The sequence below is a fragment of the Aeribacillus sp. FSL M8-0235 genome (assembly GCF_038000355.1).
Classification (GTDB): Bacteria; Bacillota; Bacilli; order Bacillales; family Aeribacillaceae; genus Aeribacillus; species Aeribacillus composti.
Genome location: NZ_JBBOBW010000001.1, coordinates 1,088,040 through 1,109,820, shown reverse-complemented (window position 1 = coordinate 1,109,820; position 21,781 = coordinate 1,088,040). Strand labels below are relative to the sequence as shown.

19 protein-coding genes are annotated in these 21,781 nt (G+C 40.2%); 4 read left to right on the top strand and 15 right to left on the bottom strand.

Annotated features, from left to right (window positions below):
• Positions 1–168: 168 nt before the first annotated feature.
• The 4 genes from NSQ71_RS05500 to NSQ71_RS05485 form a co-directional block, all read right to left on the bottom strand.
• Complete coding sequence (locus tag NSQ71_RS05500) at positions 169–1,362, bottom strand: ISL3 family transposase (protein WP_340733240.1); 1,194 nt, start codon at positions 1,360–1,362, stop codon at positions 169–171.
• Positions 1,363–1,486: 124 nt separating this feature from the next.
• Complete coding sequence (locus NSQ71_RS05495) at positions 1,487–2,437, bottom strand: BMP family ABC transporter substrate-binding protein (protein ID WP_066248363.1); 951 nt, start codon at positions 2,435–2,437, stop codon at positions 1,487–1,489.
• Positions 2,438–2,711: 274 nt separating this feature from the next.
• Positions 2,712–3,560: a hypothetical protein gene (locus NSQ71_RS05490; protein WP_340733239.1), complete on the bottom strand. Its 849-nt coding sequence runs from the start codon at positions 3,558–3,560 to the stop codon at positions 2,712–2,714.
• Between the two features lie 138 nt (positions 3,561–3,698).
• Entirely contained in the window at positions 3,699–4,436 is a 738-nt protein-coding gene (locus NSQ71_RS05485; RefSeq protein WP_340733238.1) for a hypothetical protein, read from the bottom strand.
• A gap of 146 nt (positions 4,437–4,582) precedes the next feature.
• On the opposite strand from NSQ71_RS05485, the gene NSQ71_RS05480 reads away from it, so the two are divergent.
• Positions 4,583–4,765 carry a YjzD family protein gene (locus NSQ71_RS05480; RefSeq protein WP_340733236.1) on the top strand — a complete coding sequence of 61 codons (183 nt, stop codon included), beginning with the start codon at positions 4,583–4,585 and terminating at the stop codon, positions 4,763–4,765.
• 540 nt (positions 4,766–5,305) lie between these two features.
• Here the strand turns inward: NSQ71_RS05480 and clpB are convergent.
• From clpB to NSQ71_RS05425, 11 genes are all read right to left on the bottom strand, one after another.
• Entirely contained in the window at positions 5,306–7,945 is a 2,640-nt protein-coding gene (gene clpB / locus NSQ71_RS05475; protein ID WP_340733235.1) for an ATP-dependent chaperone ClpB, read from the bottom strand.
• Positions 7,946–8,054: 109 nt separating this feature from the next.
• On the bottom strand, positions 8,055–8,234 hold the full coding sequence (locus NSQ71_RS05470; RefSeq protein WP_063387015.1) for a YjzC family protein: 180 nt from the start codon (positions 8,232–8,234) through the stop codon (positions 8,055–8,057).
• Between the two features lie 358 nt (positions 8,235–8,592).
• On the bottom strand, positions 8,593–9,513 hold the full coding sequence (gene argF / locus NSQ71_RS05465) for an ornithine carbamoyltransferase (protein WP_063387016.1): 921 nt from the start codon (positions 9,511–9,513) through the stop codon (positions 8,593–8,595).
• Entirely contained in the window at positions 9,510–12,587 is a 3,078-nt protein-coding gene (locus NSQ71_RS05460) for a carbamoyl phosphate synthase large subunit (RefSeq protein WP_340733234.1), read from the bottom strand. Before NSQ71_RS05460 ends, argF begins: the two co-directional genes overlap by 4 nt.
• Positions 12,580–13,644 (bottom strand): carbamoyl phosphate synthase small subunit, encoded by a 1,065-nt coding sequence (locus tag NSQ71_RS05455; protein WP_063387018.1) that lies wholly within the window; start codon positions 13,642–13,644, stop codon positions 12,580–12,582. The genes NSQ71_RS05460 and NSQ71_RS05455 overlap by 8 nt, the downstream gene beginning before the upstream one ends.
• Positions 13,645–13,701: 57 nt before the next feature.
• The gene (locus NSQ71_RS05450) at positions 13,702–14,859 is read right to left on the bottom strand and encodes an acetylornithine transaminase (RefSeq protein ID WP_340733233.1); all 1,158 of its coding nucleotides are present in this window, start codon (positions 14,857–14,859) and stop codon (positions 13,702–13,704) included.
• Positions 14,856–15,668 (bottom strand): acetylglutamate kinase, encoded by an 813-nt coding sequence (argB, locus tag NSQ71_RS05445; protein ID WP_327856678.1) that lies wholly within the window; start codon positions 15,666–15,668, stop codon positions 14,856–14,858. The genes NSQ71_RS05450 and argB overlap by 4 nt, the downstream gene beginning before the upstream one ends.
• A complete protein-coding gene (argJ, locus tag NSQ71_RS05440; RefSeq protein WP_063387020.1) occupies positions 15,631–16,851 on the bottom strand; it encodes a bifunctional ornithine acetyltransferase/N-acetylglutamate synthase in 1,221 nt (406 codons plus the stop codon). Before argJ ends, argB begins: the two co-directional genes overlap by 38 nt.
• A gap of 18 nt (positions 16,852–16,869) precedes the next feature.
• Positions 16,870–17,907 (bottom strand): N-acetyl-gamma-glutamyl-phosphate reductase, encoded by a 1,038-nt coding sequence (gene argC / locus NSQ71_RS05435; RefSeq protein WP_339194713.1) that lies wholly within the window; start codon positions 17,905–17,907, stop codon positions 16,870–16,872.
• Between the two features lie 328 nt (positions 17,908–18,235).
• Positions 18,236–18,544: a metal-sulfur cluster assembly factor gene (locus tag NSQ71_RS05430; RefSeq protein ID WP_063387022.1), complete on the bottom strand. Its 309-nt coding sequence runs from the start codon at positions 18,542–18,544 to the stop codon at positions 18,236–18,238.
• Positions 18,545–18,610: 66 nt separating this feature from the next.
• Positions 18,611–19,360, bottom strand: a complete 750-nt coding sequence (locus NSQ71_RS05425) for an alpha/beta fold hydrolase (RefSeq protein ID WP_066248429.1) — start codon at positions 19,358–19,360, stop codon at positions 18,611–18,613.
• Between the two features lie 129 nt (positions 19,361–19,489).
• On the opposite strand from NSQ71_RS05425, the gene NSQ71_RS05420 reads away from it, so the two are divergent.
• From NSQ71_RS05420 to NSQ71_RS05410, 3 genes are all read left to right on the top strand, one after another.
• Positions 19,490–20,299 (top strand): Cof-type HAD-IIB family hydrolase, encoded by an 810-nt coding sequence (locus tag NSQ71_RS05420; protein WP_066248385.1) that lies wholly within the window; start codon positions 19,490–19,492, stop codon positions 20,297–20,299.
• Between the two features lie 132 nt (positions 20,300–20,431).
• On the top strand, positions 20,432–20,566 hold the full coding sequence (locus tag NSQ71_RS05415) for a competence protein (RefSeq protein ID WP_340733229.1): 135 nt from the start codon (positions 20,432–20,434) through the stop codon (positions 20,564–20,566).
• A gap of 313 nt (positions 20,567–20,879) precedes the next feature.
• Complete coding sequence (locus NSQ71_RS05410) at positions 20,880–21,758, top strand: DegV family protein (RefSeq protein ID WP_339194711.1); 879 nt, start codon at positions 20,880–20,882, stop codon at positions 21,756–21,758.
• Positions 21,759–21,781: the final 23 nt, after the last annotated feature.

The window sequence follows — 21,781 nt, the reverse complement described above, 5'->3', positions numbered from 1 at the left end:
TGATGTTCACACAATTCCGGAAATAAGTTAGCGAGATTGATACTCAATCTAGAGTAGCTCCTTCGTCAGCTTGCAGACCACTAAGTTGGTAGATGAAGGCGGTCAAGTGCTTTCCTTGACGGCTTCCATTCTACCAACTACAATGCGGAAAGCTGATGAAGGGCATGGTTAAGCAACCTGATTTTTATAAGTTTTACCTGTACATTCCAAAAATACACGTAGCCGAAATCTTTCAAGGTTTCTGAAGCCAAAAGCACGTCTTTTGATGTTCTTACTCTTATGGTTTGTACCTTCAATCCGGCCATTCGTAAAAGGGGTAAGAAAATATTGTAAAATTTGTGCCTTCCAATTTTCTATCGTCTTGGCAACTTGATGAAATGAAGGAAATGGGCTGCTCCATGCGAGTTGAATCCATTCTTCTAAGAGTGAATCAGCTGTATCATAGTCATTCACTTGGTATATTTCTCTAAAGAGTTCTTTTAGAAAATAGGCATATGACAATTCTGAATGCTCTTTGAGCATCTCGTCTAATTGTTGTTTTTCATTAGCCGTTAACTTTTCAGAACCTTTCAAGAGTTTAAACCGTCCCTTTTTTAGTCCAGGAGTTTTCTTTCTAACTTGGTCAAGTGCATGTGTCACCTTTTGCACCACATGATATTTATCAATGACGATACAGGCCTCTGGGAATATAGATTTAACAGCTTTATGGAAGGGATCCCACATATCCATAACAACGGTATGAACGCATTTATCAGACAGAATCTTCTTGGCAAGTAAGATCTGAGTTGAACGATAACTCCGTTGATGTTCCATACCAAGCACACTCCCGGATTGGGTATCCATAAGAACTGTTTCATATCGGTGACCCTTTCGGACAGCGATCTCATCAAGGCTAAGGATTAATTCATTGTTTTCTAAAACACTTTCAAGAGTTTCTAAATGCTCCTTCTCTTTTTCTTTAGCAACGGAATAAAATATTCTTTCAACGGTTGTATAAGGTATTTTTTCCTTTCGACTCACTTCTTGGATAGTAGAGCCAATGCACATTTCGTACAGATATTCTCTGTACCGATTGGTCTGATGCTTATTAGGACAGATAGATTCAAATGTTTGTGAAAATACCTCATTACAGTTGTGACAACGGTATCTATACACTCTGACAAATAAGAAAAGGGGCTTACCTAATACGGACAAGTCACGAACCTTTCTTGTCCGCCAGTCATGGACATGACTAGAAAAAAAACCGCAGTAAGAACAGCGTTCTTCTGTAGTATTTTTCTCGACATGTAACAAATTGCAATCTTCAAGAAACACTTGTTTAACAACTTCAAATTCTGGCAAATCTAGTGATACGGAAAACACTTTAGAACCTCCTGTTATGTTAAGTCACGCTAACATTATTGCCAGGAATTCGTGAGTGTTTTCCTTATTTTTTGGGTTAAATCACAAAATGTGGTGATGAATCTTTATTTATTTCACCATAGCATTATTCGTTAGGCAATTTCCCTGTTTTCTTATATTCTTCCACATATTTTAAAACTTTATTTTTAAATTCTTTATCTACTAGAGGGCTGAACTTCCCTAAATCAATCACACCATCTTGAAAATCAAAATATAAATTCCCGCTTTCCAGTTCGCCTTTTATAAATTTTTTTGCGACTAATAAATACAACTCATCCACATGCTGTACTGTGCTTGTTAAAACCATTTGTTCGCCCAAATCACTTTGATCTGAAACAAAGCCAATTGAATATATTCCTTTTTCCTTCACTTTTTCGATCACTGGCACGTTGTATCTGTCGCCTGCCGGATAAACAACATCTACATTTTCTGCGACAAGCTTATCAAGCTTCTCAAGCGCCAAGTCAACATGATCAAACCCTTGGACATATTCAATGTGAATGGTTACGTTTGGATTTTCAAATTGCGCCCCTTGATAAAACCCCTCCACTTCAGGCTGCCACTCAAAAGCGGCAATAATTCCGATTTCGTTTGTTTTTGTCATATGTGCTGCCACCATTCCTGCGAAAAAGCCCATGGCATGCGCCTCAAAATTTAAACTTGTGGCATTCGGGCCTTTTGCATCACCATTAAAAAAAACGAAATGAATATCTGGATATTGATCCAGCAAATCTCTAAAAAAACCCTCATATTCGTGACCGTGCCCGATAATTAAATTAACTCCCTTTCCGTGAAATTCTTCGACCGCCTCCCTCACCGCCGCTTCGGAATTCATTCCTTCTTTATAAAAAACATCTACATTCAGCTCAGACTGAATTTTTAACAGCCCTTTATACCCTTTTGTCCCCCAAACTTGATCATTAATCGTTTCAGGAACGAGCAAACCCACCTTTTTCAGTTTTCCTTTTTCTGATGCTTGTCCGCAGCCAACGAGAAATAATAAAATAAAAATGATCACAAACATTTTTTTATACATACCAAGCAACTCCTTTAAACCAGTGAACTGCATCATCATTGAAATGGTGAGGTTTCTCAATAATCGAAATGATTACATATCGATCTCAGCTAAGTTCAAAACGATCTTTTGAATTTACGGTCAATTTGATTGTCACGAAATATAGCTTATGAGGCGTTTCTCTAGGAAGCTTCCTCTTTAACACGATGTATATTTAGTACTAAAATTTTCACGTTTCACTTCATTCCTCTTTTATTTTGCTATACGCCGTCAATGAAGTAAAGAAATTTTATAGTTAGGTATAAAGTCTGCGTGTATTTTGCAGGAAAAAATCTTTTAATTCTTGCAAACTCTTTTCAATGTTTTCGACCGTCTTTGGAACAACTAAATGATGTTCGCTTTTCGATATAGGCTTGTAAATGTAATGAAAAATGTCAAAAAAGCTCATCACCTTCTTGATGCGCTCTTTGTCGTCGGAAATCAAGTAAATTGTTTTTTTCGCAAACAAATCTTCGTCAAATTCTGTTAACACCGGAACTATTTCATCAATATGAAGAATGTCGCGAATGACAATTTTTTCATTCGCATTCGTCTTGGAACGGCTGATGCCTGTACATTCCAACAAACTGTTCGAAATCCAATGGCCTAGCGGCTGCCAAGGACCGAAAACGGTTGGAAGATAAACAAATAAATAAGGGAAAGTCCATTTTTGTCCTATTTGCTGCATCCAGCTGTCAATTTCTTCATCCCTATATTCCTGCGGATTTTCTCCTTCAAGAGAAAATATAAAAATAATCGGAGTCTGCTTGAGGGATGCGATTTCGACCGTTTTTTCCAATCGGTGTTTTTCAGCTTCATCGTCTATCGGTTGATGATCTGTTTGACAATAATAAATCAAATCATATTGCTTTTTGGAAGCATCCTCTATCCAGCTGTCTTCTTCCAATAAATGAAAATGTGCGTTCCGCCCGAGCCACATCATTTCTTCTTCGCATATTTTTTTTTGCAACGGATTTTTAGGAACGATTACCACTCCATCGACTAGTAATCCTTCCTCTACCAGTTTTGAACATATATGAAAGCCTTCAAATTGATGAACCCCAACAATTAAAATATGTTTACACTGCTTTAAGGCAGTTGACATTTTGAAAACCTCCTTTATGAAAAAACTATTATTGTATCGTATGCGAAAAAAGAAGAGATTAGTCCAATGCCCTTTTCAAACAAAAAGGGGCAGCCTGCTCACTTATTGAGCATTTTCGCCCAGTCCTCAATTCCATTTCTATAAGATTCTTTCATGCTCTTTGTAAAAACTTCTTATCATATCATAGATCCGATTTATATTTTCCTGGAAATAAAATGTGAATTGAATTGGAGCTTTCAGCTGCTTTCTCCATTCCTCATATTTTTTTCCATGAATTTTATAGGAATAGCTTCCCCCGTTCATTTTCTGCCAGATGCCTACAGGTATTTTTGATACAAAGTCTTGTATACGGACAAAGGGATAATGGGTGACAGCTTTTTCATCTAATTGGTAAGCTTTTGATAGTTCTTTTATCATTTGTTTGTAAAAAAATTTATTCTTTTTCTCTTCCGCTATTTGGGCTTTTATGTCCAAACAAGGATTGATCATCACCGATGAACGGATGGAATTTGGCATCTCTTCCATCAACTGCAGCGCAACGAGTGCTCCTATACCTTCAGACAGTATATGGATTTTTTTATTTAAAATTTCTTGTTTCATGACAAGATGATAAAGCTGTTTTGCCAACAAAACGGCGTGAGGGCTGCCCCAATGGCGTCCGTAAAGATTGGAATGAAACAATGTATATCCGCAGCTTTTTAACGTATTGATCAGCTGACGCCGCCCGTAATGCTCCAACCAGTAGCTTGAACCATTTTCAACAAAATGGGTTCGATCGCCAATGATCAAGATGCCGAATCCGTTCGGCTTTTCCGGAAGATGAATGACATTCCACTCGTTTTCAATTTGAAAAAATCTTTCCGAAACACCTTCCATTTGCCCACCACCTTTCCATCGATGACCTTTTATAATGTATGTACGAAATGTCAAAAAGGCTCGCAAAAAAATCGCGAAACAACCGTTTTCATGAAAAATGTTGTATGATAATATAAGTAAAGACAGGAATAAACGAGGTGAAGATAATGAGATATTTCGCAACATTTTTTTGGACGTTTTTGCTTGTCAATATGGCCAGCTATGTTGTTTCTTCCATGACAGGCTCTGCATTCCATTTTTCAACAGCAATTATAATCTCTGTTGTTTTTACCGTACTTCTCTTTATAATTGCGGAGTTAATTCCGGCTGAACCTTCAGAAGAACATTAAGAATTTGTCGAAATTGGCGAATTGCCAATTTCTTTTTATTTAAAACGAAAATCAGCGATTAGATGCCTGCTGCTATCAGCGAAGCCTCACTTGTTACGCCATAATATAGACAAATTCAAAAAAAGGGGATAATCTAATAAGTCATTTTTGGGCTTAAGACATCCCCTGTGATTTTTTGTTTTCAATGGAGATTTGTCTTTGGACAGACCCTTACCAGTTAACATATACGTCAGTATAATTAAGATTTCAGCCTAGCAAATTTACATGAAGCTGTTACGTATACGTCAGCACAACTAAGATTGGCGGAAAAACTTATAAATCACTACACTTTTCCAATTATAGTTTTCTAGTCTTTTAGGCAGAATCAGGCTTGCTTAGCTGTGCAATCTCCCCATGAAACTAGCCTGATAGGAATCTCGCCCTGTTTTTAGTCTCCGAATCAGATTCCCCGCCGCCAAGACACAGTTTCCTATGTCTACATGGTCCGCACAAAAAAAAGAACCCTCCTCGATTGAGAAGGGTTTTAATATCCATTTATAGCTATTCTAATTTTGCTGCTCCGCTCTTCTCATGAGCATGCAAATCCGTTTTTATAACAATTTCTTCATTTTCTACCTCTAACAGAACTTGGTCACGATCATGAACGGTTCCAGCAATAACCGCTTTCGCAAGTTTTGTCTCTACATGCTTTTGAATAAACCGTTTCAGCGGCCGTGCGCCAAATACAGGATCAAATCCTCTTTTTGCAATGAATTCCTTCGCTTCATCTGTAATCTTTAGTGTAAGTTGTTTATGGGATAGGCGCGCTTGAAGCTCTTTTAAAAGCTTTTCTACTATTCCTTTTACTTCGTTCATTGTTAAAGGCTTGAACAAGATCGTGTCATCAATCCGGTTTAAAAATTCTGGCCGGAAATGCATGGAAAGCTCATCAAGAACTTTCTTTTTCGCTTCGTCTGTTATTTCCCCCTCATCATTTAAACCGGAGAGCAAATGCTGAGAACCGATGTTGGATGTCATAATGATCACTGTATTTTTAAAATCAACTGTTCTTCCTTTCGAATCGGTCACCCTGCCGTCATCAAGCATTTGCAGCAATATGTTAAACACTTCTGGGTGAGCCTTTTCGATTTCGTCCAGTAATATAACCGAGTACGGATGTCTCCGAACTTTTTCCGTCAGCTGTCCTCCTTCTTCATATCCGACATAACCCGGAGGTGCGCCGATCAGCCTTGAGACAGAATGTTTTTCCATATACTCCGACATATCAATGCGGACTATTTCGTCCTCGCTGTCAAAAAGCGCTTCTGCCAATGCTTTCGCCAGCTCCGTTTTCCCGACCCCTGTCGGACCTAAAAAGAGGAAGGAGCCGATCGGCCTGTTCGGATCTTTTATGCCTGCCCGCGCACGCAAAACTGCATCCGATACTAATTCAACTGCATCGTCTTGCCCGATGACCCTTTCTTTTAATATTTGTTCAAGCTTCAGAAGCTTTTCTCTTTCCCCTTGTACAAGCTTTGCTACCGGAATGCCAGTCCATCTTGACACAATACCGGCAATTTCCTCTTCTGTTACTTCCTCGCGAAGCATCTTGTTTTCCTCTTTCTGCTTCATTTCTTCTTCCAGCTGTTTGATTTGTTTTTCCAGCGCCGGAATTTTTCCATGGCGCAGCTCAGCCGCTTTGTTTAAATCGTATTCATTTTCAGCATCAGCTAAATCTCTGCGTGCTTTTTCCAGCTCTTCCCTCAAGCTTCTGAGCTGTTGAATACCTTCGACTTCAAGCTGCCATTTCGCCTTCATTTCATTTGCTTTCTCTTTTAAATTTGCAAGTTCCTTTTGCAACTCTTCCAATCTGATTCGGCTGATGTCATCCGTTTCTTTTTTCAATGCAGCCTCTTCAATTTCAAGCTGCATAATCCTTCTCGTCACTTCATCAAGTTCTGTCGGCATTGAATCTATTTCCGTGCGGATCATCGCGCATGCTTCATCGATTAAATCAATCGCTTTATCAGGCAGGAAGCGTTCTGTAATATAGCGGTGCGAGAGCTCACTCGCAGCTACAATCGCCGAATCATGAATTTTGACTCCATGATGGATTTCAAACCGTTCTTTTAGTCCTCGTAAAATGGAAATCGTGTCTTCCACAGACGGTTCGCTCACAAGCACCTGTTGAAAACGCCGCTCAAGTGCCGGATCTTTTTCAATATACTTGCGATGTTCATCAAGTGTCGTTGCTCCTATGCAGTGCAGCTCACCTCTCGCAAGCATCGGCTTTAACATGTTGCCGGCATCCATCGCTCCTTCTGTTTTGCCGGCCCCGACTATTGTGTGCAATTCATCAATAAATAAAATAATCCGTCCATCGCTCTTTTTGATTTCTTGCAAAACGGCTTTTAATCTTTCTTCAAATTCTCCGCGAAACTTGGCTCCCGCAATGAGCGAGCTCATATCTAAAGCAAATATTGTTTTATCTTTTAATCCCTCCGGTACATCTTTTCGTACAATCCGATGGGCTAATCCTTCCACGATCGCTGTTTTTCCAACCCCTGGTTCACCGATTAACACCGGGTTGTTTTTCGTTTTTCTTGATAAAATTCGGATCACGCGCCGAATTTCTTGATCACGGCCTATGACAGGGTCAATTTTTCCTTCTTTCACCTCTTTAACTAAATCACGGCCGTATTTCTCCAATACTTCATAAGTGCTTTCTGGATTAGGTGATGTCACCCGAGCATTCCCCCTTATTTCCTTTAACACTTTCAATATGGCAGCTTTTGTTAAGTGATATTGCTGAAAAAGCTCTCTCACTTCTTTTGAGCTCGATTCGGAAAATGCCAATATAATATGTTCAACTGATAAATAATCATCTTGAAAATCTTTCCTTATTTCGTCCGCTTTTGCAAAAGCTTCTGAAAGAGTACGGGAAATATAAATATTTACCTCACCGTTTCCGTGAATAGATACTTTCGGCTTTTTTTGTAAATACTCGTTGATCGCTGACTCAATTTGTTGTACAGGGCATTTAAGTTTTTCTAAAATTCTTGGAAAAATCCCGTCAGACTGCCGCAGAAAAGCAAGTAAAATATGAAATTCATCCACTTCTTGATGTTCATGTTCTTTTGCGATTTTTTGAGCTTCTACCAGACCATTTTGCAGCTTCTCCGTGAATTGATTTACATCCATACCGAAACGCCCCTATTTTGACTTTTTTTGACCTTTAATTTTATTATAACTTCTTTATAAATCAAGTAAAGCCATTCGTTTTCAGAATGGCTTAGCGTTGTTCGAAATATTACGGCTTGCGCTTATAGGTCCAAACCCGATTATGGTTGGATGTTTCGGGGAATCGATCTCCTGCTTTGAGTTCAACCTTTTTGGGATCGACCACCATCGATCCGGTCTCGCCGACTTCGATGTAGATTCCGTTGTTAGGTGCTTTTTGACCAGGCCTGAATTGACGATTTTGACCCATGAATCATCCCTCCTTGGACATTATTGTTGGCTATCAGAAGATTTTTCATGTATAGACAGAAACACCTTTGATAATTTTCATTATGTGATGTACTTCGAAACTTTACTCAACGCCCAAAATCGAACTCACTGCATATGGCATCCTTTTGAAAAAATCGTTTAAGCGTTCAAGCACCGAATGCTGGATCAAAAGCTCTTTTTACTGTTTCTGCGAGAATCATTATTTACAATCATTCCCAAAATCGTCTCACCTGTCGTTCTTTTTTGTCTGGATATATATGCAGTAGAATAAAACCTTTCGCCCCGGTTTCAAAAGAAAAAAGCAGGAGATCATCCTGCTTTATCAACGAAAGATCTTGTTAAGCCATAATTTCTTTTAAAATTGCTTTTTGCGCATGAAGGCGGTTTTCGGCCTGCAAAAATACCGCTGATTGGCTTCCGTCCATCACTTCATCTGTCACTTCCAAACCGCGCGCAGCCGGCAGGCAGTGAAGGAAGCTTACATCTCGTTTTGCTTTTGCCAGCAAGGATTGATTTACTTGAAACGGTTTAAATGCTTTCATTCTTGCTTCTGTTTCTTCTTCCTGTCCCATGCTGACCCAAACGTCCGTATAAATAATATCAGCATCCTGAACCGCTTCGTCTGGATTATGAATTAATTCGACTTTCCCGCCCGTTTCGCCAGCAATTTCTTTCGCCTGTTTCAAAATGCTTTCATTTGGCTCATAGCCTTCTGGGGCTGCGATCGTAAAATGAGCGCCAACTTTTGCGCAGCCAACCATAAGGGAGTGGGCGACATTGTTGCCGTCGCCAACATAAACGACTTTTACGCCTGAAAATTTGCCTTTCAGCTCATAAATTGTCAATAAATCAGCTAACGCTTGGCAAGGATGGTACAAGTCGCACAAACCATTGATGACAGGGACAGTTGCATATTCGGCAAGCTCTTTGACCCGATTATGGTCAGTTGTGCGGAGAAGAATGGCATCCACATATCGCGACAATACTCTCGCTGTATCAGCGATTGTCTCACCGCGCCCGAGCTGAAGCTCTTTTGAAGAAAGAGCAAGCGCATGTCCCCCTAATTGCAGCATTCCTACTTCAAAGGAGACACGAGTTCGAGTGGATGATTTTTCGAAAATCATCGCCAGCGTTTTCCCATGAAGGACGTTTGATAGCGGATTTTGCTTTAATTTCAATGCTTCCTCGAGCAAATATTGAATTTCTTCTGATGTAAAATCAAGCAGCTTTAAAACGTTACGACCTTTAAGTGTGCTCATAAACTCATTTCGACTCCTTTATCTGACAGTTCATGTAAAGAAATAGGCGTGTATTTGCTAACTGTTAGTGCACTTAAAAATGTCTGAAATGATGCTTCTTCCGTCAATACCATAATTCCCCGCTCAAGCGCTTTTTGTCGTCTTGCCTTTGCCTGATCGCTTTCTTCCGGATTATAATAAAGCACCGCTTCTTTTTTCTCAAGCCAGCTTTCAAAATTATCCGTTACCGGTTTTATATAATCGAGTACATCATCTTTCTTATCTCCATCCACAAAAATACCGTCCGAATGAATTGGAAATAAATGATCGAATACCTTCCGCATCGCTTCCTCCACAGATTTGCCGACACACATTCCTTCGCCCGTCGATTTCATTTCCGGACCTAGTTTCATATCGACATCTGAATGGGCGTGCGTTGAAAATACCGGATATTTAATGGCCACATATTCATGGGCTGCTATTTGAGGATGTAAGTCAGTTAACATTTTTCCGGTTAAAATGGTTGTCGCAAGATCTACTAACGGCACTCCGGCAACTTTGCTGACGATCGGTACAGTCCGGCTCGCACGCGGATTCACTTCCAGCACATAAACGTCCTGACCATCAATTAAAAATTGAATGTTCATAATGCCTTTATATTGCAAATGTTGAACCATTCTTTCCGCATAGTCGGTCATTTTTTCTTTTATTTCTTTTGACAACGACACAGCTGGAAAAATCGCATAACTATCGCCAGAATGAACACCAGCGGGCTCGATATGCTCCATAAATCCCGGAATAAACACATTTTTCCCGTCAGCTATTAAATCAACCTCCGCTTCCTGACCAAAAAGGAATTCATCTAAAAGAAGAGGAAAATGATTTTCGTCCGTCTGCTCCACTAACGAAAGTAGCTCTTCTTGATTTTTTACCTTCACCATGCCTTTTCCGCCAATAACATATGAAGGTCTTAACAGGATCGGATACCGCAGCTTTTTCGCTTCCGATATCGCCTCCTCTTTTGTATGTGCCATTGCTCCTTGAATGTGCGGGATATTCGTTTCGTCTAATAGCTGATAAAATCTTTCTCGATCCTCCAATATGTCCAGAAGCTCAGAAGTTGTACCAAGCAGCTTCACGCCTGCTTTTTCAAGCTTCTCCGCTAAGTTGATCGCCGTCTGGCCGCCAAATTGGACGAGCGTTACGTCAATGTTTTCATTTTCAACAACATTCAATATATGTTCTACTGTTAACGGCTCAAAATATAATCGATCCGCTGTTTCATAATCAGTGCTGACCGTCTCAGGATTATTGTTGATCATGATCGAGTCATATCCAAGCTTTTGCAATGTTTGAATGCAGTGAACAGCACTGTAGTCAAACTCAACTCCCTGTCCGATGCGAATCGGGCCGGAACCAATGACAAGCGCCTTCTTCTTTCCGCTTGTGGAGACAGCTTCGTTTTCACCGAAAACGTACGTAGAATAGAAATAATTTGTTCTCGCTTCAAATTCTGCGGCACATGTATCAACCATTTTGAATATGGCTTTAATCCCCCACTCTTTGCGGAGCTTTCGGATTTCTTTTTCTTCTGTCTTTTGCCAATATGAAATCGAACGGTCGGAAAAGCCGAAAAATTTCAGTTCTTTTAAAAGGCTTGGAGACAGCTTTTCTTTTTTCGCTTTTCCTTCAAGTTCAATTAGATGGTTGAAAACATGCAAGAAATAATAGTCAATTTTTGTCTGGCTGTGAAGCTCATCTATGGAAACTCCTCTTCTTAACAGCTCCATTAAGATGAAAAAGCGTTCATCATCTGCATGCTGGAGGCGGTTAATAAGAGCTGACGTATCTTCTTTCACAAGCTTAGGCAAATAAATGCCGATATTATTTAATTCCAACGATTCCACAGCTTTTTGCAGAGCGGCTTCCATCGTCCGTTCGATCGCCATCACTTCGCCGGTTGCTTTCATCTTTGTTCCAAGCTTCCGATCTGCTTTTGTAAATTTATCAAACGGCCAGCGCGGAAATTTGACAACTACATAGTCAAGTGCAGGTTCAAAGCTGGCATATGTCGACATCGTTAACGGGTTCTTCAGCTCCGCTAATGAGTAGCCAACAGCTAGCTTTGCAGCCATTCTGGCAATTGGGTAACCGGTCGCTTTCGAAGCAAGTGCGGAAGAGCGACTTACCCTAGGGTTGACCTCAATCACGTAATATTGCTTGCTTTCAGGGTCAAGTGCAAACTGAATGTTGCAACCCCCGACTACCTTTAATGCATCGATAATTTTCAAAGCCGCCTGCCGGAGCATTTGATATTCTTCATCTGTTAATGTTTGAGATGGGGCAACAACGATCGAATCCCCGGTATGAATTCCGACTGGATCAATGTTTTCCATATTGCAGACGGTAATACAAGTACCTTTTGCATCGCGCATCACTTCATATTCAATTTCCTTAAATCCGGCAATGCTTCTTTCCACAAGCACTTGATTGATTGGGCTCATTTTAAGTCCATTTGTGACAATGGAAATAAACTCTTCTCGGTTGTAGGCGATGCCTCCGCCTTTGCCGCCAAGCGTATAAGCCGGACGAATGATAATCGGAAAGCCAATTTCATCAGCAAATTGAAGGGCGGACGGAACATCCTCCACAATTTTGCTTTCCGGGATCGGCTCGTTCAAATCAATCATCAGCTTTCGAAATAGCTCCCGGTCCTCCCCTTTTTGAATCGATTCGATCGAGGTTCCGAGCAGTTTCAAGCCGTATTTTTGCAAAATCCCTGCCTGATCAAGCTCCACAGCTAGATTTAAAGCCGTCTGGCCCCCCAATGTTGCCAAAAGGCCGTCTGGACGTTCTTTTGCAATTATTTTTTCAATGCTTTCCACCGTAAGCGGCTCTGAATAGACCGCATCGGCAATTTTCGTATCGGTCATAATCGTTGCAGGATTGTTGTTAACAAGTACAACTTCAAATCCTTCTTCTTTTAACGCCAAGCATCCCTGTGTCCCAGAATAGTCAAATTCCGCCGCTTGGCCGATAATGATCGGACCTGAACCGATCACTAGTATTTTGTTTAATGATGTATCTTTAGGCATAGACTTTTTCTCTCCCTGCTGCTACATATGTGTCTAAAAATTCATCAAAAATAAAACTAGCATCTTCCGGTCCTGGATGGGCTTCCGGATGAAATTGAACAGACATGACTTTCAATTTTTCATGCTCAAGCCCTTCAACTGAGCCGTCATTGACATTTGTATATCGCAATTTAAGAGGTGTTTTTTCCAAGCTTTTTTTATCCACCACATAGCTGTGGTTTTGTGATGTAATAAATACGTTTCCTGTTTTTTGATCAATTACCGGATGGTTTGCTCCGCGGTGCCCGAATCTGAGCTTTGTTGTATTCCCGCCAAACGACAGGGCAATCAGCTGATTCCCTAAACAAATCCCGAGCGTTGGATATTGCTTCATCAATTGGTTTAATGTAGAAAAATAATTTTTCATTTGCTTTGGATCGCCCGGTCCGTTCGACAGCACGATGCCATGCGGCTTGATTTCAAACACTTTTTCCATTTGATGAAACGGAACGACTGAAACTTTACAGCCTCTTTTCAGCAAAGAATTCAAAATCGATTTTTTAAATCCAAAATCAATTAGCGCAATGTGTGTCGCACCATTGCCAAACGTTTCGATTTCGCTTGCAGAAACGTCGCGAATCGGAAAATCGGAGAGCTTATCCTGAGAGTCGTATTGTTTGTCTTTTGAAATGACCGCATGCAATGTCCCTTTTGATCGGATTTGTTTGACAACAGCTCTCGTGTCAACATTTGTTAAATAAGGAATATTCCATTTTTGTAAATAGTCTTTTAATGAACGGTTCGCTTTATAATGGGAATAGTGTTCAGTCAGCTGAAAAAGGATGACCCCTTTCACCTGCGGCTTTTTGCTTTCAAAATCTTGATCATTGATACCGTAATTGCCAATAAGCGGATACGTAAAAACGACGATTTGATCTTTGTAGGAAGGATCTGTCAACACCTCTTGATATCCTGTCATTCCTGTATAAAAAACGAGTTCTCCTTTAACAGGAGACACGATTTCATCCATCTTGCCTTCAAAAACTGTTCCATCTTCTAATACAAGATAACCTTGCATATTGAACACCTCTTTGATGTATATTTATACAACAATTTGCAAGAAAATTCTTCTCTTTTAGGAAGAGAAGATCTTTTCTTTTTTCAAAACAGAAGCAATAATGCCCAGTCCTAAATCAATTTCTTCATTCGAAACAGTGAGCGGAGGAAGAAGCCGTAACACATTGGATCCAGCTGAAAGTGCTAGAAGTCCTTCTTCTCTTAAAGAAGCAAGCACTTTATTGACCTCAATATCCAGCTCAATTCCAAGCAGCAATCCTTTACCCCGCACTTTTTTTACAGTAGGCACATCTCTCAAGAGTTCTGATAGACCTTCGAACAGCCGCTGACCTTTTTCCTGAACGCTTTGCAAAAAGCTTGGCTGAAAAACAGTTTCCAAAGTTGCTTTCGCAGCTGCCATAGCCAAATAATTCCCGCCGAACGTTGAACCGTGTGTTCCCGGTGAAAAACTTTCGATCAATTCTTGTTTTCCGATCATGGCTCCGACAGGAAATCCGCTTCCCAATCCTTTGGCGACAGTGATAATATCCGGAGAAATGCCGTAATGCTGGTAGCCGAATGCTTTTCCGGTGCGTCCGATTCCAGTTTGCACCTCATCGACGATGAATAATGCGCCGATCTCCCTGCACTTTTCTTCTACCGCCTGTAAAAATTCCTTCGTTGCAGGAATAACTCCTCCCTCTCCCTGAACCACTTCCAGCATAAAAGCAGCTATATCCTCATCATGAATGTTTTTCACCGCAGCTGCGTCATTGTAAGGAAGATATTCGAACGTAGGAATGAGAGGACCGAACCCTTTATGTACTTTTTCTTGAGCAGTAGCCGTCATAGTCGCAAATGTTCTGCCGTGAAAAGACTGGTAAAATGTAATGATTTTATGTTTGCCGGTATGTTTTCTAGCCAGTTTAATGGCGGCTTCATTCGCTTCGGCGCCGCTGTTTGCAAAAAATACGGCATCTCCGCTTGAATGCTCCACCAATTGCTTGGCAACCTCTTCTTGAAGGGGGATATGAAAAAGATTAGAAGTATGCCATACCTTTTGCAGCTGTTCAGCGATGGCATCCACCACTTGCTTCGGACAATGACCCAGGTTGCATACAGCAATTCCGGAAATAAAATCTAAATATTTTTTTCCGTTTGCATCATATGCATAGCTTCCTTCTGCTTTTTCAATCGCCACATCCCACTTCGCATAGGTTGGAAATAAATAACTCATTTGACCACGACCTCTCGTTTTTTCGTAATTTTCGTCCCGATCATTTTCCCTTCCTTAAAAATACGGTCGTTGCCGCTCACAATCATCACATGCTCAAGCTGATCAGAAAGCGCATCTAAAGCCGCCTGTACTTTCGGAATCATCCCGCCGTAAATAACCTTCTGTTCAATAAGTTTTTCGATCATCGTTTCCGTCGCTTCTTCAATAAGCTTGCCGTCATGTAAAATTCCCGGAACATTCGTCACAAACAGCAGCTGTTCCGCATTTATTTTTTCAGCAATTGCACTAGCAGCCAGATCTGCGTTGATATTTAATTTTTGCCCATCCGCCGTTATGCCGATCGGGGCAATGACTGGAACATAGTCAAGAATTAGCAGCGAACGCAATAGTTCATCATTAATCTGCTCGACTTTGCCGACAAAGCCAAGATTTTCTTCATCTAAAAATGACGAGACAATTAGCTGACCATCAGTGCCTGAAAGACCGATCGCTTTCACATTTTTTTGTGTCAACAGAGCCGTAAGCTGTTTGTTAATTTTTCCTGAAAGAACCATTTCTGCAATTTCAAGCACTTCTTTTGTCGTTTTACGCATGCCGTTGTAAAACTCGCTTTTTACATTTAATTTTGTCAACATATTGTTAATGTCCGGTCCTCCACCGTGGACGATAATGACCCGTTTCGTAGTTAACAGTTCTTTTATGCTGTCTAAAAAGCTTTCTGACAGCTGTTCCAGCATGCTGCCGCCAAGCTTAATGACAACAATCGGTTTATCATGTCCGGTAACTTGCATTGATTTTGACATACTCATATGTTAAATCACATCCCCATGCTTTTCCTTGTGCTTCACCATTATTTAACATTACCTTGATTTCTACGATTTCCTGATCCAAATATTGGATCGCTTCTTGTTCCGAAAATGAAACTGGCAATCCGTTTTTAAATAATAAGATATGGCCGAGATACACTTCCATTTGATTCGGATCGAATTCCGCTCCGCTGTAGCCGGCGGCGCACAAGATTCTTCCCCAGTTCGCATCTTTTCCATATATTGCAGTTTTGACGAGGGAGGATCCGACAATCGTCTTGGCAATGATGTTCGCTTCCTGCTTTGATTTAGCCCCATTAACAGAAACTTCAATCAATTTTGTCGCACCTTCACCGTCTCTGGCAATTTGCTTTGCTAAATCTTCGCTTACTTTTCTCAACGCCTCTTTAAAAACAGGCCAATCTGGATGCTCTTCCGTCAGCATTGAGTGTTCAGCTTTTCCGTTTGCTAAAACAAGCACCATATCATTTGTTGATGTATCGCCGTCAACGGTTATTTGATTAAACGTTTCATCGATAACTTCTCGGAAAGCTTGCTGCAGCGATTTTTCATCGATATTCGCATCTGTCGTCAAAAACCCGAGCATTGTCGCCATGTTGGGATGAATCATCCCCGATCCTTTTGCTGCTCCGCCGATGGTCACCTGTTTTCCCTCGATTTCAAATTGATAGCAGGCAGTCTTTTCACACGTATCTGTTGTCAAAATAGCCTCGGCAAAGCTTTTGGCTCCTGCTGATGAACGTTCATATTCAATATTGTTGATCCCCTCTTGGACTTTTTCCATGTTTAAATATTCGCCAATTACTCCTGTTGAAGCGACAGCCACAAGATGATCTGCAATTCCAAGCTTTTCAGCCGTCCATTTCCGCATTGCGTATGCATCGCTTAAACCTTTTTCGCCCGTACAGGCATTGGCGTTGCCGCTGTTGACAATCACCGCTTGAATTTTGTTTTCCTTTGCAATGCTCTCTTTTGTCACAAAAATTGGGGCAGCTTGCACAACGTTTTGTGTGTAAACAGCTGCAGCTGTTGCTGAAACGTCACTATAAATGATGCCGATGTCTTTTTTATGAGTGTAGCGGATGTGCGCTTCATAGCCGCCTGCATAAAAGCCTTTCGGTGTTGTAATTGAACCGTTGTCTATTTTTCTTATTTTGGTTGTCACTAGAAGTCCTCCTTGATGTTATGGATATACTGGCAAAAAGTTTAGTCCTTCATTTTCTTGGAATCCTGACATAATGTTGAAATTTTGCACTGCCTGCCCTGCAGCGCCTTTCATCAAATTGTCAATGACAGATACGACTGTCAACCGACTTGTTCTTTGATCAAATGCAAGACCGATATCACAATAATTCGAGCCGTACACTTCCTTTGTGCTTGGGAACGTTCCGTTTGTACGCACTCTCACAAATGGTGAATGTTTATAAAACGATTCATATAAATCTACTAATTTTGAAGTATTCCATTCTTCTAATAATTCAATATACATTGTCGCCATAATCCCTCTTGTCATCGGCACTAAGTGGGTGCTGAACGAAATGAAGCCGACTTTCTCGTCCCACTTATGAAGCTCCTGTTCAATTTCCGGTATGTGCTGATGCTGATGTACTTTATAAATTTTGAAATTATCTTGTATTTCAACAAAGCTTGTAGCAAGCGACGCGTTTCGACCTGCACCTGAAACACCCGATTTTGCATCAACAATGATCGAGTTCTCTTTGACGATTTTTCCCCGCACAAGCGGTGCTAGGCCAAGCAAGGTTGCAGTTGGATAGCACCCAGGATTCGCCAAAATTTTAGCGTTCTTAATATCCTCACGATACAGCTCTGTCAAGCCGTATACCGCTTCCTGCAAAAGCATTTCAGGCGCTGGTGCTTTTTTATACCATTTTTCATAATCATCACTGTTTTTTAACCTTAAATCGCCTGATAAGTCGATGATTTTCAATTGATCGTCAAGCAATTCCGGCGTCAGTGAAGCCGATATCCCCGACGGCGTCGCAAGAAAAACAACATCATTTTCTTCTTTTATTTGATCCGGCTCTAGCGGTTTTAGTTCATTTTCTTTTATATGGGATAAATGCGGATATTCGTCAATATAGCTCTTTTTTTCTGCTGAAGATGTATATAAATGAATGTTTTCGACATACCGATGATTGGCTAAAATTCGATAAAGTTCCACACCGCCATATCCTGTTGCCCCGATAATTCCTATATTCAACCTCAATCACCTTCAATTCATTCCGTTAAATTAGTTACCATTATAATACTGTATAAAAATAAAATCAATTGTATATTTATAATTTTTCTGTTCAAAAACAAGGATTCTTAATGTAGTAGAGAGCAGGGAATCCCTTGCAAATTATCCGGATATGCCATGCTGAAGAAAAAATGCAAATTATGTTTCGGGATAAAAGCTCCATTATGGTGAGAGATAAACAAAAGAAGCGATAAAGACGAAAATAAAAACATAATGACACTTGCAGCCAAATTGATAAAACATTTGCATAAAAAAAAGACTGGCCTTTTCCGCCAGTCTGCACAAGTTTTTATTGAATACCCAAGGCAATTTTTGCGTATCTGGACATGCGGTCCTTCGTCCAAGGTGGATTCCAAACGATGTTGACATCGACATCTTTGATTTCCGGAATTCCGTCAAGCGCAGCTTTTACTTGTTGAACAATTGTTCCAGCAAGGGGGCATCCCATTGCCGTCAATGTCATAGTTACTTTGAGGACTCCTTCATCGTTCAGTTCCAAATCATATATTAATCCTAAATTGACAATGTCAATGCCGAGTTCTGGGTCAATAACTTGTTCAAGAGCACCCATTATATTTTCCTTCAGCGCTTCATCCATTTCGATCCACTCCTCTTATATTCGTTAATTACATTATATCGAAGTTAATGTCACATTAAAAATTTTCTACCTCAAATGCCGTACAAACCATTCAACCGTTTCTAGCACCCCTTTTCGAGACACCTTATGCCCTGCATCCTTTTCCGCAATAAATGCCAAATGTTCCGGATTGTCAGCATACAACGGCTTTATCTCTTCATAAAATTGATAAGTAGGAGCGAATGGTACAACTTGATCCTTCATCCCGTGCCAAAACAAAAGGGGGCGGTTGCATAACGCTTCTTTATGTACGGATAAATCATACTCATACAACGCATCGAATTGCTGCTGAATTTCTTCTTCAGACAACGGAAAGGTATAGCCTGCTTTTTGATAGGAGTCCACAAGATATTTGAAAAATTCCTGATAATTTGGGCTGCCCATTAAACTGACAGCAGCTTTGATCCACGGATATTGAGTGAGCGCTCCAAGTGTAGCAACACCGCCCATGGAAGTTCCCGCTACCCCTATATTTTTCCCGTCAATCAATTCTTTTTCAAAAAAATAATTTTTTATTTTTTCGAGCTCTTTAACAGAACTGATAACAATATTCCAAAAATTTAAATTTAAGTCAGCCTCTGAAAGATTCTCATCCCTCTCTCCGTGAAATTTCGCATCAGGCAATACTACTCGTAAACCTTTTTCCGCCAAAAGATAGGCAATGTGCAAATTATGCTCTTTTGCGCTCGTAAATCCATGGATAAACACAACAAGCGGCAGCTCATCTTTTATAAAATCTTCTTTGCATACATGCAGTACAGGGATATTGTCCGCCATCGTATGCTCAACAATGACCTTCAATTAGGATGCTCCTTTCATTATTTTTTTGCTAAAATTAGTTTAACATGTGGACAAAAAAGATGGAAAAAAGATACACTAAATAAAAACAAAAAATGAGGAGAGATTATGGCCAAAAAACATTTAATCGCATTGGATTTAGACGGCACATTGCTGAAAGATGACAAAACGATTTCTCCTTTTACAAAAAATGTTTTGCAAAAAGCACAAGAAGAAGGGCATATCATATGCATTTCAACAGGAAGGCCGTTCCGCTCGAGCAAAATGTATTACGAAGAATTAAATTTAAAAACCCCGATTGTCAATTTTAACGGAGCCTTTGTCCATCATCCGCTGGATGAATCCTGGGGATTTCATCATACAACCCTTGATGTATCTGTTGTAAAAGAGATTGTAGAAATCGCCGAACAGCATCAAGTCCATAACATTTTAGCAGAAGTGCTTGATCATGTTTATTTTCATTACCATAATGAACAATGGTTGGATATTTTCAGTATAGGAAATCCGAAAATTGAAATCGGCAACTTAAAAGCTGTTTTAAATCGCGATGTCACAAGCATGTTAATCCATTCAGACGAAGAAAATGTCAAGCGGATTCGCCATTATTTAAATGAAGTTCATGCGGAAGTTGTAGACCACAGAAGCTGGGCTCACCCGTGGCATGTTATTGAAATTATCCGAGCAGGCATTAATAAAGCAGTCGGATTGCAAAAAATCGCCGAATTTTACAATATTCCTCGAGAGCAAATTATCGCTTTTGGCGACGAAGACAATGATTTGGAAATGATCGAATATGCGGGATTAGGCGTTGCAATGGGAAACGGAATTGAGCCGCTCAAAGAGATTGCTGATGAAATTACGCTGACAAATGAAGAAGACGGAGTTGCAAAATTTTTAAAGGAATTGCTGTCCCTTTAATCTTTGCAAAAGTCCAAAAGTTCGATTATCTTTTTACACCTCACAACAATTGACAAGGATTTAGATGTTTAAAAAGGGATACCCTATAATTGACGAACTCATTTCGTCAATGATCAAAAGGGGGATTCAAACTTGGGCAAACGGAATAAATCGAAACGATTCATTGAGCAAGGTGCTGTCAAAAAACATGATGAAAAGTTTCCATACCGTATGACGTTTGCCGAATCAGAAGCAAGAGTCAATAACGAAGCAAGCTTCGAAGGATAATGCCCTTCCGTTCATTTTCGAATCCTTTTAAGGGCTGTTTTTATAATGAACAGATCGAATTTGAACAGACCAATCTTTGTACAGCATCTGCATCGAGAAAAAATCGAGCAGGCATAACACCATCCAGAATGCCGATTGTACGGCACATTTTGAACAAGGAATAAATATGAAATGGACGAAACGAGCTCCTCTTGTTTCGTCCATTTTTTCTTTTTTTGTCCTTCTTTTTTAAATTTTCAGTTTGCAAATTGTATTGTTTTCTATTTGTGATCAAGATAGACTATATGTAAATGAAAAAAAGTAGGTGTGATTAATGAATATTCACATTATCGCTGATAGTGCTTGTGATCTGCCTGTCTCTTTTTTAAACGATCAAGGCGTTTCTTTCATCCCTCTTCGTGTCCACCTTGGCGAGAAGGACTATGAGGATCAATTGACAATCAAACCAAAAGAAGTTTACGACTATATGAGAGCTGGAAACGTTGCTAAAACATCACAAGCATCACCGGAAACAATCACCAATCAATTTGAAAAGCTGGTGAAAGACAATCAGCCGGCGCTGTATATTGCCTTTTCTTCCGAATTGTCCGGTACATATCAAACTGCCGTTATGGTTCAGCAGCAATTGCTTGAAAAATATCCGAATTGGAAACTGCAAATTATCGATTCGAAATGTGCTTCACTTGGGTATGGACTTGCTGTCCGCTACACCATTCAATTAGCAAAACAAGGACTTGATTTAGAACAAATGGCAAATGCAGTAAAAGAGTATTGCAGTCATATGGAGCACATTTTTACAGTTGATCGCCTGGAATATTTGGCTCGCGGCGGGAGAATCAGCAAAACATCTGCGTTTGTTGGCGGACTGCTAAATATCAAGCCGCTTTTGCATGTCGAAGAAGGAAAGCTGATCCCGCTGGAAAAAATCCGCGGGAAAAAGAAGCTTTACCGGAGAATTCTTGAGCTGATGGAAGAGCGTGGAGACGGATTGAGTGAACAGACAATCGCCATCAGCCATGGTGATGATGAAGAAGCAGCTCTCGAATTAAAACAATTAATTGAAGAAACGTTTCATCCAAAAGAAATTATCATCCATACGATCGGTGCTGTCATTGGTGCACACTCTGGCCCCGGCACCCTTGCTGTATTTTTTCTAAATAAACATATTCAAGAAGCTTCATGGAAATCATAAGTATATAACAGTATTGAAAGGAG